General features: G+C 46.7%; 20 protein-coding genes and 1 pseudogene. 12 read left to right on the top strand and 9 right to left on the bottom strand.

The window, feature by feature from the left end; all coding sequences use genetic code 11:
* Positions 1–10: 10 nt before the first annotated feature.
* Positions 11–960 (bottom strand): annotated as a pseudogene (locus tag JCM16159_RS04945) (heterodisulfide reductase-related iron-sulfur binding cluster).
* Between the two features lie 56 nt (positions 961–1016).
* Between JCM16159_RS04945 and JCM16159_RS14810 the strand changes: the two are divergent.
* The 3 genes from JCM16159_RS14810 (at position 1017) to JCM16159_RS04935 (ending at position 2232) form a co-directional block, all read left to right on the top strand.
* Complete coding sequence (locus JCM16159_RS14810) at positions 1017–1229, top strand: hypothetical protein (RefSeq protein ID WP_243665946.1); 213 nt, start codon at positions 1017–1019, stop codon at positions 1227–1229.
* Between the two features lie 40 nt (positions 1230–1269).
* Positions 1270–1767 carry an acetoacetate decarboxylase family protein gene (locus JCM16159_RS04940; protein WP_243665945.1) on the top strand — a complete coding sequence of 166 codons (498 nt, stop codon included), beginning with the start codon at positions 1270–1272 and terminating at the stop codon, positions 1765–1767.
* Positions 1768–1983: 216 nt separating this feature from the next.
* Positions 1984–2232, top strand: a complete 249-nt coding sequence (locus tag JCM16159_RS04935; protein ID WP_054857123.1) for a hypothetical protein — start codon at positions 1984–1986, stop codon at positions 2230–2232.
* Here the strand turns inward: JCM16159_RS04935 and JCM16159_RS04930 are convergent.
* From JCM16159_RS04930 to JCM16159_RS14800, 3 genes are all read right to left on the bottom strand, one after another.
* On the bottom strand, positions 2229–2462 hold the full coding sequence (locus JCM16159_RS04930) for a hypothetical protein (protein ID WP_054857122.1): 234 nt from the start codon (positions 2460–2462) through the stop codon (positions 2229–2231). The genes JCM16159_RS04935 and JCM16159_RS04930 overlap by 4 nt on opposite strands.
* A 169-nt stretch (positions 2463–2631) precedes the next feature.
* Positions 2632–3540: a lyase family protein gene (locus tag JCM16159_RS14805; protein ID WP_243665944.1), complete on the bottom strand. Its 909-nt coding sequence runs from the start codon at positions 3538–3540 to the stop codon at positions 2632–2634.
* Positions 3540–3947, bottom strand: coding sequence for a hypothetical protein (locus JCM16159_RS14800; RefSeq protein ID WP_243665943.1), 408 nt, complete (start codon positions 3945–3947; stop codon positions 3540–3542). Before JCM16159_RS14800 ends, JCM16159_RS14805 begins: the two co-directional genes overlap by 1 nt.
* Before the next feature lie 110 nt (positions 3948–4057).
* On the opposite strand from JCM16159_RS14800, the gene JCM16159_RS04920 reads away from it, so the two are divergent.
* From JCM16159_RS04920 to JCM16159_RS18630, 5 genes are read left to right on the top strand one after another with little or no spacing between them, the layout of a single operon-like run.
* The gene (locus JCM16159_RS04920; protein WP_054857121.1) at positions 4058–5071 is read left to right on the top strand and encodes an adenylosuccinate synthetase; all 1014 of its coding nucleotides are present in this window, start codon (positions 4058–4060) and stop codon (positions 5069–5071) included.
* The gene (locus JCM16159_RS18645; RefSeq protein ID WP_367834289.1) at positions 5068–5244 is read left to right on the top strand and encodes an NAD(P)/FAD-dependent oxidoreductase; all 177 of its coding nucleotides are present in this window, start codon (positions 5068–5070) and stop codon (positions 5242–5244) included. Before JCM16159_RS04920 ends, JCM16159_RS18645 begins: the two co-directional genes overlap by 4 nt.
* Positions 5223–5660 (top strand): hypothetical protein, encoded by a 438-nt coding sequence (locus JCM16159_RS18640; protein WP_367834288.1) that lies wholly within the window; start codon positions 5223–5225, stop codon positions 5658–5660. The genes JCM16159_RS18645 and JCM16159_RS18640 overlap by 22 nt, the downstream gene beginning before the upstream one ends.
* A 2-nt stretch (positions 5661–5662) precedes the next feature.
* Positions 5663–6040: an FAD-dependent protein gene (locus JCM16159_RS18635; protein WP_367834287.1), complete on the top strand. Its 378-nt coding sequence runs from the start codon at positions 5663–5665 to the stop codon at positions 6038–6040.
* A complete protein-coding gene (locus tag JCM16159_RS18630; protein WP_367834286.1) occupies positions 5998–6483 on the top strand; it encodes a hypothetical protein in 486 nt (161 codons plus the stop codon). The genes JCM16159_RS18635 and JCM16159_RS18630 overlap by 43 nt, the downstream gene beginning before the upstream one ends.
* Positions 6484–7662: 1179 nt before the next feature.
* Here the strand turns inward: JCM16159_RS18630 and JCM16159_RS14795 are convergent.
* The 3 genes from JCM16159_RS14795 to JCM16159_RS18620 form a co-directional block, all read right to left on the bottom strand.
* Entirely contained in the window at positions 7663–7827 is a 165-nt protein-coding gene (locus tag JCM16159_RS14795) for a hypothetical protein (protein ID WP_243665942.1), read from the bottom strand.
* Between the two features lie 262 nt (positions 7828–8089).
* On the bottom strand, positions 8090–8383 hold the full coding sequence (locus tag JCM16159_RS18625) for a PaREP1 family protein (protein ID WP_367834285.1): 294 nt from the start codon (positions 8381–8383) through the stop codon (positions 8090–8092).
* A 58-nt stretch (positions 8384–8441) separates the two neighbouring features.
* The gene (locus tag JCM16159_RS18620; RefSeq protein WP_367834284.1) at positions 8442–8600 is read right to left on the bottom strand and encodes a PaREP1 family protein; all 159 of its coding nucleotides are present in this window, start codon (positions 8598–8600) and stop codon (positions 8442–8444) included.
* 407 nt (positions 8601–9007) lie between these two features.
* Here JCM16159_RS18620 and JCM16159_RS04900 point away from each other — a divergent pair, with 407 nt between their 5' ends.
* From JCM16159_RS04900 to JCM16159_RS04885, 4 genes are read left to right on the top strand one after another with little or no spacing between them, the layout of a single operon-like run.
* Positions 9008–9424 (top strand): DsrE/DsrF/DrsH-like family protein, encoded by a 417-nt coding sequence (locus JCM16159_RS04900; RefSeq protein ID WP_054857120.1) that lies wholly within the window; start codon positions 9008–9010, stop codon positions 9422–9424.
* Between the two features lie 4 nt (positions 9425–9428).
* The gene (locus JCM16159_RS04895; RefSeq protein ID WP_054857210.1) at positions 9429–9677 is read left to right on the top strand and encodes a sulfurtransferase TusA family protein; all 249 of its coding nucleotides are present in this window, start codon (positions 9429–9431) and stop codon (positions 9675–9677) included.
* A 15-nt stretch (positions 9678–9692) separates the two neighbouring features.
* Positions 9693–10886 (top strand): NAD(P)/FAD-dependent oxidoreductase, encoded by a 1194-nt coding sequence (locus JCM16159_RS04890; RefSeq protein WP_054857119.1) that lies wholly within the window; start codon positions 9693–9695, stop codon positions 10884–10886.
* A 5-nt stretch (positions 10887–10891) separates the two neighbouring features.
* Positions 10892–11515, top strand: a complete 624-nt coding sequence (locus JCM16159_RS04885) for a DUF1641 domain-containing protein (protein WP_054857209.1) — start codon at positions 10892–10894, stop codon at positions 11513–11515.
* Positions 11516–11526: 11 nt separating this feature from the next.
* Here the strand turns inward: JCM16159_RS04885 and JCM16159_RS04880 are convergent, their stop codons facing one another.
* Entirely contained in the window at positions 11527–12396 is an 870-nt protein-coding gene (locus tag JCM16159_RS04880; protein WP_054857118.1) for a MarR family transcriptional regulator, read from the bottom strand.
* Between the two features lie 46 nt (positions 12397–12442).
* The gene (gene trxB / locus JCM16159_RS04875) at positions 12443–13450 is read right to left on the bottom strand and encodes a thioredoxin-disulfide reductase (protein ID WP_054857117.1); all 1008 of its coding nucleotides are present in this window, start codon (positions 13448–13450) and stop codon (positions 12443–12445) included.
* Positions 13451–13470: the final 20 nt, after the last annotated feature.

Genomic DNA, 13470 nt, shown 5'->3' with positions numbered 1-13470 from the left:
ATGTTCATCATCACCCACTCACCTCAATGACCTCGGCAATGTCGTAGAGATTAACCTCAACACCACTTAGTTTAACACCTCTCCTTAAGTTCACGTAGCATATTGGGCATTGAACAACCACGTTCCTAGAGAGCCTAGCCAACTCCCTAACCCTATTGCTAGCAACTTTACCGGCTATCTCGGGGTACGTCGACTCGATAGGCCCACCACAACAGTGCGATGTGTCCCTACCAGTTATTACCGGGTCCTCCTTAACATCGGCCTTACCCCTAAGTAAGCCCCTAATCAGGTCATACTTATTCAAATACCTGGCATATATGCATGAGTCATGGATCGTAAACTCACCAACCCTAACCCTAACCCTGCCCAGGTCCAGATAGTCCAGGTAACTCCTAACCTTAATATTAAACTCAGGCACGTACTTGGATAAAGTCTCTCGAGCGTGTACTGCGTGTGCGGGTCGATGGTTATTACCTCACTCACGTTATTATCCCTAAAGACCTTATAAACACTCCTCGCGTAATCCGCAAACTCATTAACGAAGCCAAGCTCATAAAGCAATGCGCCGCTGTAGGGCTCGTTATCCAAAACCCTAAACCTAATGCCCAGGGCCTTGAGCATGCCATAGATGCTCCTAATCACCCTATTGGCCCTATCAAGCTCCTCATCATCAGGCCTAAGCAATGCCTTACCAAGGACCCTCGCGCCGATGGCCGTAAACCTAGCCAATGCACCACCCTTAGTAACACCAAACCTCTCAAGCTCAGCCACAGCCCTCTCAATGACTGGGGCCAGTTGGTAAAGGCATGAGGTATAGAGTATGGTGTTACCATCACTATCGAAGGATAAACCCTCCCTCCACTTAGTACAAATTGACTTATCAACAGGGAACGGAAGCCACGAATCCCTAAGACTACTAATAACAACATCCCTCAAAGCCCTAAACCAATCAAGAGACACAAAGCAAAATCAACAAGCAACACTATTAAATATTAATACTAAGGCATAATAAATTGATGAATAGGGACAGAGTAAAGGGTAGACTTCCCATTAAGGGCCTCTGGTCAATGCCAGGTAATACACCCCTCTTTGCGAAACTACCTCAGTACTTCCCTGATGCCGAGGTTTTGCAGGTATTCTTTGAGGCTGATCCGGAGGGTGCGGCTGAGGTTGTCCCTGAGGACCTTGAGGCCCCAGTACCTACCGAGGCGGTGATCACGTTTTTTTAAATTCCCATTTAGTACCCTTGGGCCTTATAATGAGTTTGCCGTGGACATTAAGGTGCTTCTTGATGGTCAGGAGAAGTACTATACGGCTTATAACTACGTTAATAGTGACGTTGGTTTGGCCGCAGGCAGGGAGATATGGGGCGTACCTAAAAAATTCGCGGTCCTCGATATTAAGAGGAGCTTTGACTTGGTCTATGGATTCCTAGAGAGACCTGAGGGTTTGAGACTTGTCACTGCCGTTATTAGGCCTGAGGAGCCCACTAAGATTGAGCCGCTGCCAATCACTAGGCTTGCCCTTAAGGTTATTCCACCGGCCGGTGATGGTGCTGAGCCGCTGATTCAATTGGTTGATAGGTATAGGCATAGGTTGACTCCGAAGAGTGTTTGGACTGGTCCTTGCACCTTGGTGTTTAATAATAGGAGTGATATTGACCCACTCTATAGGTTGGGGCCGAGGAGAATCATTAGGTGCGTTTATGGGACTTTTGATTATATACTTGATTTTGGCAGAGTCGTTAAGGACTACAGTAGGCGTTAAATGTTTGATGCTTTAGTAATTGAAAATAAATATTAAACCAATTCTTATTTCCTCGATCATAGCAGATCTAGTAACTAGATTTATTAAGGCGGAAATTTTAATCTTACTAAGTAATTAAATCTTACAACGCTATGTATGAGTGTAAGATGCTGTGGCGGGTAATTTACGATTAATGGGAATAACTTATATTAATTAGTTATTTCTGCTTCTTCATTAGTGCCTAGTAGGGCTTTGGTTAGGCTCGTGGAGGATTTGCGTGATTCAGGGTTTAGGGGTGTGGTTAGGGCTTACTATGTCAGGGGCAGCCTTAGTTCGTTGAGCATCGAGTTCATTATCTATAGGAGACCGAGTGCGGTTAGGAGGTTTTGGGTGAGGCTGAGGAGGGCTATTGAGGCTGTGCCGTCGATGATAATTGCCGTGGTCGTGGGCTTCGTCCTGGCATTAATAATGAGGTGGTTCGTTTAGTATGGTAGTGTCCTCTTTAGGAAACTTATTACTGTGCCTAGTCTCACGTCATTTAGGCATTTGCTCTCTATTATTTCATAATCATCACTCAATAGGATTAACCGCATGCAATCATCATCGCTCTTAATCATCAATCTAAATGTACGCTCATTATCCACTATCACCATGTCCAACTCCCTCACGGTAATGCCCAACAACCTCTCCCTCAATTCATACTTATTGCTCTGCACATAACCATGTTCATTAACGGCTTTAATTATTGCTGAGTTATTTTAATTAAACATGTTAAGCAATATTACTGTTCCAGGAATCCGAGGGACTTCATCGTATTTACCTCATAATTTACCCTGGACTTAACTACCTCCAACACGTATTTACAATGGTTCACGCAGTTCATGGTTAACTCCCTGGCATAACCAATGTATTTACCTGGCTCAATGCACGCAGGGTATCATCATTAACACCTAATTCACCCAGTGCCCTTCCATAATCCTCCGCACCCATTCTGGACCCCCTGAATATTGCTAGCGCCCTTTCATAGGCGTCGGCCATGCCCAATGCCCTAAGCCTAACCTGGACAGCCTCACTGAGCACCTCCCAATGATCATTTAAATCCCTGCTTATGGCGTCCTCATCAACGTCGACGCTACTCAATACGGCATTCAGCCTCCTTACCCCAAGGATCACGTGGCCAATACCAAGCCCAATATTCCTCTTAATGGTTGAGTCACTTAAATCCCTCTGAAGCCTACTCACTTGGATATGCCTACTTATCTCCATAAGTATTGAGGAACCGAGCTTCAGATTACCCTCGGCATTCTCTAGGTCCACTGGATTGACCTTGTGAGGCATTGTGGATGAGCCTATTGGTTTACCACGGACATGTATGTAACCGAGCATGTTGTACATCCACAGGTCCTGGGCTAGGTTAATGAGTGCCTGGGACATTAGTCCAGTGGACGTTAGCAAGTGAGCCACTGAGTCGGGTGGTAATATTTGGGTTGTGGCTATCGCGGGTTCGAAGCCAAGTTCTCTAACGAACCTGCTCAACTCATCAATCCAATCAATGTCCCTGCTAATCATTGGGAAGCTCGCCATTGAGCCGGTAGCTCCTGAAACTTTGCCCTGCAACTTAATGTCGGTGGTCACACCAAGCCAGTAGGTTAACCTGCAGGCGTGGTATGCAATCTCCTTACCAAGGGTTGTTGGTGTTGCTGGCTGTCCATGAGTCCTCCCAAGCATTGGTAGGTCGGCGTACTTTTCCATAAGGTTCATCAGTACGTTCAATAACATGGCCAACTCAGGCATTAAGTATCTATAAATGGCAATCCTAATGAGGACCCCAAGGCTAGATTATTCACATCCTCAGAGGTCAAGCCTAAATGCGCCAAGTGCGTAATATTGCCGAGACCTACGCCGCTCAATTTCTCCCTTAATAAGTACTCAACAGCCTTTACATCATGACCAAGCCTATTTTCCATCTCCTTAAACAGTGTATAGTCATTATCACTAAAACTCAATGATAAAAGCCTCATCCTCTCCTCATCGCCAAGGGGCTTCAGTAAGCCTACCCTGCTCAATACATTAACTATAAAGTCTAGGTATAGAATCTCGACCCTCAGTCTATACTTAACGAATGCCCTCTCGGAAACCGCAGCCGCGTAATCCCTTAATTCATCGTAGTACCTATCATCCAGCGGTGATATGTAGCCCACGGTGCCTATTCGTACTGTTATTTAAAAAAACTTATTTAACAATGATGACTTGTATTACACCTGCCTATTGGGGCAATATTTAAATAAGTGTTAATATCATATGTTAAAAAGTGCCGCTAACGGTTGTTGTTGGTGGATGGTTTGGCGATGAGGGTAAGGGCAAGGTAGTGTCCTACCTAGGTCTTGCGGATAAACCGGGCATTTGCGTTAGGACGGGCTCCATAAATGCCGGCCACACGGTTAATTACAATGGGAGGACTTGGAAGCTTAGGATATTACCCTCATGCTTCATTAGTGAAACAACGAAACTCATGATAGCGCCGGGCGCGTTACTTAAGATTGATGTTTTGTTCAGGGAGATCGAGGAGATAGGCAGTAGGGGTAGGGTTTGGGTTGACGCTAATGCCGGCGTTATTGAGGATAGGCACGTGGAGAGTGAGAGGAGTAATGAGTACTTGATGAAGGTCATTGGTTCAACGGGTCAGGGCGTGGGTGCGGCAATGGTTGATAGGGTATTAAGGGTTTTGAAGACGGCTAAGGATTTCCCGGAGCTCAGGGAATTAATAACTGACGTTAGTAGGGAGGTCAATGAGGAGTTGGATAGGGGTGGCGAGGTAATTATTGAGGGCACACAGGGGACGTTCCTAAGCCTTTATCACGGTACGTACATTCGTAACCTCCAGGGACACCACGCAGCCGGCGTGATTAGTGAGGTTGGGGTTAGCCCGAGGCTCGTTAGCGACATTGTCCTTGTGTTTAAGGCGTATGTTACTAGGGTTGGGGCTGGTGAATTACCCGGTGAGTTGAGTATGGAGGAGGTCATTGCCAGGGGTTGGGCTGAGAGGGGCACGGTCACGGGCAGGCCCAGGCGCGCCGCGCCATTTAACATGGACCTCGCTAGGAGGGCTGTCATGCTTAATAGGCCGACTCAAATAGCCATTACGAAGTTCGACGTATTATTCCCAGACGCCCGCGGCAGGAGGAGGTGGGGTGACTTACCTGTTGAGGCGAGGAGGTGGCTTGAGAATGTCAGTGAGGTGTTGAGGGTCCCAATCACGTTAATAGGGACTGGGGAGGATTCCATGGACATGATCGACATGAGGCGTGAGGTGATGGGCCCGTGATCTACGACGTAGCCATAGTAGGCGGCGGCCCAGCAGGCCTGTTTGCGGCGTATGAGATTGTGGAGAATGCGAGGGATGTGAGTGTTTTATTGATTGATAAGGGCTACATGCTAGGCAGAGACATTGCCCCTTGGCCAGGATTGGGAAGTGCGTGTGCGTGCCGTGCCACATAACCCATGGCATTGGCGGTGCGGGGCTATTCAGTAGTGGCATCATTAATCTAAGGCCTGACATTGGTGGCGATCTTCAGGAAATCCTAAATAGTTGGAACTCAGCTAGCCTACTCATTGACTATATCGATAATGTATTCCTGAAGTTTGGGGCGCCTCAGGACAGGGTTTTCGAGCCCAAGGGACCTACCTTCGAGGAGTATCAGAGGTCGCTGGCTCGGGTTGGTGCTCAACTCGTGCCCATTAGACAGAGGCATATTGGTACTGATGGCTCCACAAGGGTCATTGAGAACTTTGTATCTTACCTAACCGAGGCCGGCATTAAATTCGCCATTGGTACCGCGGTTGAGCATGTCGAGAAGAGTAATGGGCACTTCATACTGAAGACCAGGAGGGGCATTATCGAGCTAAGACCATAATCATGGCGCCTGGCAGGGCTGGGGCTGAGTGGTTTAGGGATGAGGCGAGGAGGTTGGGCGTTGAGTTAATGCCTAACCCACTAGATGTTGGTGTTAGGGTTGAGGTCCCCAAGTACGTCATGGACCCAGTGACTAATCTATACATGGACCCAAAGATCATAATGTACACGAAGTCCCATGACGACAAGGTCAGGACATTCTGCGTTAACCCAGGGGGCTTCGTAGTCATGGAGAGGTATGACGATGGTACGGTTGGCGTTAATGGAGAGACCTACGTGGATAGGAGGAGCAACAACACGAACTTCGCATTACTGACGTCAATTAGGCTCACGGACCAATGGAGGACACGATTGAGTATGGCAAGTCAATTGCGAGGCTAGCCACGAAATTAGGCGGCGGTAGGCCAATAATCCAGAGACTTGGTGATCTCGAGGATGGTAGGAGGTCCACGTGGGATAGGATCAGGAGAAACGTCATCGAACCCACCATGAAAATCGTGACGCCAGGCGACATTGGTATGGCGCTGCCACATAGGGTACTCGATAACCTAATGGAGTTCCTCCACAGGGTTGACAACGTAATACCTGGACTAGCCTCAAAGTACACCCTACTCTACGCACCGGAGATTAAGTACTACAGCATGAGGGCAGTAGTTAATAGGTTCATGGAGACCACGGTAGATGGTGTATTCGCTGCAGGAGACGGAGCAGGGCTTTCCAGGGGCATAAACGTGGCGGCGGCCACGGGCGTACTCGCGGCATGGGGTACACTCATGAAACTTGGTAAGGAAATAAGGAATGAATTAATAAACAAAATCAAGTAATAATTTAAATGGGAACCACCGCACTAAATCTCACTGATGGTGAAACCCCTGCCCTGACAAGTGATGAATTCAGCCTTGACTGAAACAAGTAATGAGAAAAGGGAGGGAATGATTAATTAGGGCATTAATAGAACTTGATTCGAATTACAAAGGATAAAAACCTACTTAATCTAATATTGAACTTACCGAAAGGCTTAAATCTCCCGTGCAAACACATAATAATGCCCCGGTGGCCGAGCGGCCTAAGGCGTTGGGCTGCAGCGTTCAGTTTCTAACGCGGACACCCAATCTTCCCGGGTTCGAATCCGCCGGGGCTCCACGTTCGACGAGGGTTAAGGTCTTGTTTTAGTTATTTCGGCCTGTGGGTTTGGGCAGTTTTGCCTGTTTTCGTCATTACCTTGGTGATCTTCTTCACGATCTTTTCGCTGCCCTCACTCGTCGCATCATTGAACACTCACCTTAGTACTTCACAGGCCCTGACCGCAGATTCTGTGTGTTTCTTTAACTTGACCTAGCCCATGTCACCGTAGGTCTTATGTAATCGATAAGCTGCCTTCACTTTCAATATTCTATTGAAATCTTCCTAGTAAGAGGCAAGAGGTGTGGGTGGTACATACTACAGGGGGTAAACTTTCAATATTATATTGAAATCCTCTATTGCGTAGTCCGATGGGTCGTTAGGGATTGTCTTGATGAATATCAACTTTCAATATTCTATTGAAATCTACGATGGTTAGTAATAATTACTTCACTGTCATCGGCATGCTTTTTTTCTTTCAATATTCTATTGAAATCTACAGACTTATACAAGGGTGGGTGAAGGCATTGCCTACCTGCCGGAAAGCTTTCAATATTCTATTGAAATCTACCCGCCCGCGATTACCCAGAGCCCCCTGGGACTCCCGGAGAAGATCTTTCAATATTCTATTGAAATCTACCAAGGCGTTACTTTATTAGGCCCTTTATAAGCATTATCTACCCCCTTCTCTTGGTTTTTGTTGGAACTTTAAACTTCGTGTTTGTTCATGTTGTGTGCCTGTTCCGACGGTGTTTGCGACATAGGTAATATTGTTCTCGCGTTATCATTCTGTTTCTCAAAAACGAGTTTGTTCCAACGACATTAACATGGGATGCCGTGGGTAAGTACTCGAGGCTAACCCCCTAACCTCCTGGGGCCGGTCACGAAGTTCTATGGGTAAATCCCCAAACGCCGAAGACCCTAACCCTATCAAGAAGCCTACCAAGCACGGAGAGGGAGTGAACTAGGGAGTAATAAGCACTCACGTGGTTCATGGGGAGAGACGCGGCAGGCACGACATAATGCGTAATCAGGGAAATCCCCAAGAAGCACCACCGACAAAGCCAAGGAGTATGCGCGATCTCATGCTCTCTATTTTACAATGTATTAAGTATCGTTGGGGCAGGCTCGGTGTTTAGGGGTAGAAATATCGTGAAAACAACAAAAAAAGAAACGCAAGGGTCAGGAGCAGAAAGACGTACCAACAAGAGCCAAAGAAACAAAGTGACTTCTCGCTTTTTTTTGGGGGTTTTGGCTTGAGTTGTTTGTGCGTTGCTTGGGGATTTGGTTGGGCCGTGTCTTGGTTCATTAACCGTGGGTTGGGCCTTCTATCTTCTTTAGTATTTCATTGGCTTCCTTCTCCCTGCCTAGCTCGGCTATTAATTGCGTTAATTTCTTAATCAGTACTACTAGGTCCTCTATCGCGTCTTTCCTGTCCGCATAGTCGCTGGCCCCACGGTAGAGCCCGTTATATGCATACCTATGTAGTTTTAGGGCCAGTGAGTTTATGCCTACGGCTTCCCTATAGCCCAGCTCCTCTAGTCTTCTCGCTATTACGTTGAGCCTGTTGTTAGGGCTAGAAAACCTATTTTTCTGTACCACTCTCTCTCCTTCTCGTCTTTAGGCATATTATCCATGTTCAGTGAGACTAGGGCACTAACTATGGCTTTCCACGCATGAATGCCTTTTGCGATGCTTTTCTGCTGTATCCCCTCTCGAGGAGTTCAATGGCTAGGTTAAGCTCGATTATCGCCTCCTCAAGCCTGAATTTTACGTAATTCCCTAGGTCCTTAACCTGGGGTACTACGCCTTCGCCCATTTTCTGAAAATCAGTAACGAATACCTTAATAAAATCTCCTAGTCCTACATTAATTAGTCATTTATATCTACGGCTCATAACCTAACTATTACTATGAATATTGTTGAATCTCTTAAGGGTATTGATTGTCTTGATGTTGTACAGAGTCGCTTGATAAGATGAGGAAGGGGGTATTAACTGGAAAAATTGAATTGAAGGGTTACAACGTAGGTCTCAACATTATTAGGGGTCTTCACGATAAAATTACGCGGCATGGCAATTATAAATTAATGAATTCTTTCGCATTGTTTTGTTTTTATCTATATTCTTTCTTAGTCTTTTGTTTGGTTTTATAAGATTATTTTTCAGGTGCATAAAATGCGCTTAATTTTATTATTTTTATTCATTTGAATACTTCGTATCCTTGTATGAGCTCGGGTAAGGATAAAATAAGCATGATCGTGTTCTCGGGGACTGAGGACAGGTTAATACCGGTCGGTGTGATTTCGCAGGCGGCTACGGCGCTTGGTTATGAGGTGAATATCTTCTTCACTGGATGGGCAATGTTTAAGCTACTGAAGAACCCAACACCACCCGTTTGGCCTAAGGAGTTTGAGCAGTTTGTGCCTAAGCTTCAGGAGGGTATGGCTAGGATAAAGGCGCCGACATGGCTCGACATGCTCAGGGAGGCTAAGAAAATGGGTGCCAAGGTCTACGTATGCTCAATGATGGCGTCGGCAGCCGGCCTTAAGAAGGAGGACTTTGACCCATCACTTGTTGATGATGTTGTTGGCGTAACGACATTCCTGGAAATGGCCAAGGGAGGGCAGGTACTCTTCATATGAGGTGATGGACATGAGCCAGGGCAATAGGATCCTCGTGGACGCCAGGGGCATTGCCTGCCCGGGACCCATTACCGAGGTTGTTAAGGCGTATAGGAATGCGAGGAATGGTGACTTAATCGAGGTCTGGGCCACGGACCCAGGTTTTGAGCCGGACATAAGGGCTTGGATACAGAGGACTGGCAATCAACTCCTGGAACTTAGGAAGGAGTCTGATAAAATAGTAGCCGTGATTAAGGTAACTGCCAAGAAGTGATTAAGGCGATTTATCATGTCCACGGTTAAAAAGAAGGTAATTATTATCGGAGGCGGCACAGGCGGCGCAATGCTCGCTAATAGGCTCCCAAGGGATGAGTTTGAGGTTACGATTATAGATAAACAACCCTATAATTACTTCTGGCCCTGGCTACTCTACATAGCCTTCAGGGGCTCCAGGAGGCCCATTAAGCGTGAGATACGCTCGGTGCTTAAACCCTGGGTAAACTTCATACAGTCCGGCGTAAGGGTTGTTAATCTTCAGGACAGGTACGTGGAGCTTGAGAACAGGAAGAGGCTTGAGTATGACTACGTAGTGATAGCCACAGGGGCCACTGTGGATTACTCGAGGGTTCCCGGTCTCGATAAGGTCACGGAGATGTTCGGTAATTACCATAGCAACGAGGAGAATGCCTGGAGGGTTTGGCAGACATTGAACGGCATGAGGGAGGGCACCTTGGCGATCATACTGGCTCCGGGCGCTTATAGATGCCCACCAAGCCCGTTGGAGGGTACGTTCCTCGCTGAGGAATTCTTCAGGAGGAGGGGCTTGAGGGATAAGGTGAGGATAGTCTTTGCGACCTTCTACCCAAGGCCGTACCCCGCCGAGCCCATGAATGAGTTAATAGAGCCGCTGCTTAAGGAAAGGGGTATTGAGTACATAACCTTCTACACGCTTGACCACGTAGACCCTGAGAGGAGGGTCGCCTACTCCATGGAGGGCGAGGAGCTTAAGTTCGATGCTGCGATAGTCGTACCACCGCACGTTGGTGTTGATATTAAGTACGTACCTGAGGATGTGTTGGATAGTGATAGGTTTGTCCAGGCGGATAAATTCACGAATAGGGCTAAGGGGTTCGATGATGCGTTCGTGATTGGTGATGCCTCGGCACTTCCCGTCGCCAAAACGGGGGTTACAGCTCACCTACAGGCTGGTGTTGTGGCTAGGATTCTTCAGGGTGAGGATGCCCGTAACACGGGCCGTACTAACTGCCCATTTGATGTTGGTTATGGCCTTGGCACATTCGTAATAAGTGACTACAATAACTCAACAATTAAATACCCAATAAACAGGATTAACCATTTGTTTAAGGTTGCCTTTGCGGCGACCTACTGGGACATGATACTATACCCAGAGCTTTGGGATCCAATATTCGAGGCTTACTTCGAGGCTACGGAACCCGCAAAGCTACGTTACCTATATAGGTGAGTGACGTGGTTGGGAACCAGCTAGAGTTTGAGAGTAAGCTCCTTGAGGTATTAACGCCCGAATACCTAGAGCCGCTTATTAAATTCCTTAAGGTTATAAAGAGATTAGATGAGCTTGGGATACTCGATTCACTAAATGACTTACTAAACAATGAGGTCGTTAAGGATTTAGTGAAAAACCTACTAACTACAAACGTCATTAAATTACTAAATGAATATGACAAATTACTATCAATAATGGCAAAGTTCACGGAACCCAGCATAAGGGATGGTGTTGAGAAGGCCCTTGACCTCATAGGCGCAATGGGTAATGTTGGCCTTCTTGATACGTTAAAAGACGTGCTTGGGGATCCCGAGGTATTGAATGAATTGGTACATACTTTAATTAATGATAATAGCATGTACTTAATGACGAACCTAGATGCATTGTTGGAGTTCATGGCACGTATCAGGTGCTGCGCCTATGTGGCTTCCCTAAATGCTGCTAGGGAGGTTGCTGTTGATGGTAAGTCCGTCATTGAGACAGTGAATGAGTTGATAAGGGATAACGATGCCAGGAGAGGATTAAGGTTCCTATTACTAGCGGCTAAGTACCTCGGTAAGCAATTAGCTGAAAGTGAAATTAAGTAGATTAAAGGGCTTCATTTACGTCTTTGAGTAAATAATGTAGGCTTCATTCCATTAAAATCATGATCCTGGTCATACTCCTTAAGTGTTAATCCATCATCACTCATTGCCAGGACGTATGCCTTAATGTAATCCTTCAATTGAAGCCTTTCCCTAGTCACTATTATTCGAATTATGGTGCTCTCCCTCCTATACGACACCTTATCCTCCCTACCCATTAATAGTAATTCAAGGGCTACCTGAATTGGTGAGACGCCGACAACCCTGTATATCATTACGTGATTATGATCAGAGGATTCATATACGGCATCTATGTATGGCTTCACAACTTGGGAATCAAGTAATGCATCCATGACCAATGCCGCAGAGCCCCCGTTACTCGTTACCGTGTATACAACCTCCTCAAAGCCCTGCGGTTCATAATTAATTAACCTCTGCATTGCGCAGGTACATTTAGTGAACTCGAGATAACTTGTTGGGACGCTATCCGTGTAAAACGCCACAGCCGTAGCCCTTAACACCCTGTAAATCCTAAATGTCATGCTTGGTATTGTGCCAAGCCCAACATCTATTACATAGAGCCCAGGCGATACGTCAACCCTATCCTGAGTAAGATTCCTGAAGTTAAGCCTATACATGTACCTCCTCCTCTCCTTCACGTCTAGGTAAGTCTCAACAAACCCCCTCTTGCGCAGCAGATTAATGGCGTTCCTGGCGGTTCTAGCCCCAAGCCCCGTACCATCTATTATCTCCTTAAACGTGATGTAGGTCTTATTATTTATTAAATGCTCGAACTCCAGGTAATTGAGGATTAACCTAGCCGAGAGAGGTAATTCCTCGAGTACACCTATTGTTTCCTCTTCTTCATTGCGTCTATTAATCATTTCAAATCAAGGTCTGTGAAATCAATAAATAAACTTTCTTTCCGTCTTAGTGTCTGTTAAACCCGTACCTCTTGATTATGTAATTATAGGCCGAGTATGCGGCGAGGGCCCCCTGCCCAGCAGCCACCACTATCTGCCTAAAGTCCCTTGGCGTTAAGTCAACGCAGTCACCTGCTGCGTAGATGCCCGGTACGCTTGTCTCCATTAGGTGATTGACCTTTACGTATCCGTCCTGCGAGAGTTCAAGCCCAATCCTCTTAAATAAGTCGACTGGAGGCTCCGCGCCTATTTCGACAAATAAACCATCAAGTGGTAATTCAAACACCTCCTTTGTATCGACCCTCTGCAGTATTGCCTTCCTAAGCAGTTTATCGCCCTGTAACTCCTTAACCACGGTGTTCCACATGATCTCTATCTTCGGATTCTTAAGCAACAGGTCCTGGTAATACTTCTGGGCCCTCAACTGATTTCTCCTGTGTATCATGTAAACCTTACTGGCATACTCGGTCAATAACAATGCCGCTGACGCCGCCGAGTCGCCGCCACCGACCACCGCGACGACCTTACCCTTAAACAACGGCGCATCACAGGGTGCGCAGTAGCTGACGCCCCTGCCGTTGAATGTATCCTCGCCAGGTACGTTAAGCTTTCTCTTCTTCTCGCCGACGGTGATTATTATGGTCCTAGCCGTGTACTCATCACCATTTAGTGTATAAACCTTGAATAGGTCGCCATCCCTCTCCACGTTTTCTACGGAATCGATCACGATGGGCACGTTGTAGTACTTAACATGCTCCTCAAACTTAGTCACTAGGTCTGGGCCCATAATCCTTGTGTAGCCGAGGTAATTCTCAACCCAGCCAGCCTTAGCCACCTGCCCGCCAACCTCCTCGGTTATTATTACTGTGCTCATGCCGTACCTAGCCGCGTATATGGCTGCCGACATGCCCGCCGGTCCTCCACCGATTATTACCGTGTCGTATACCTTGCCCGTCAACTCTTCACTAACTCCAAAATCCATCTTAGTAACTGATATCTTAAATGTACTGCCCATTGAGCCGTAAAAGATGGAAT

It is taken from the genome of Vulcanisaeta sp. JCM 16159, assembly GCF_001316265.1.
Lineage (GTDB): Archaea > Thermoproteota > Thermoprotei > Thermoproteales > Thermocladiaceae > Vulcanisaeta.
The sequence above is the reverse complement of the archived record's forward strand: the minus strand, read 5'-3'. Positions and strand labels throughout refer to the sequence as shown.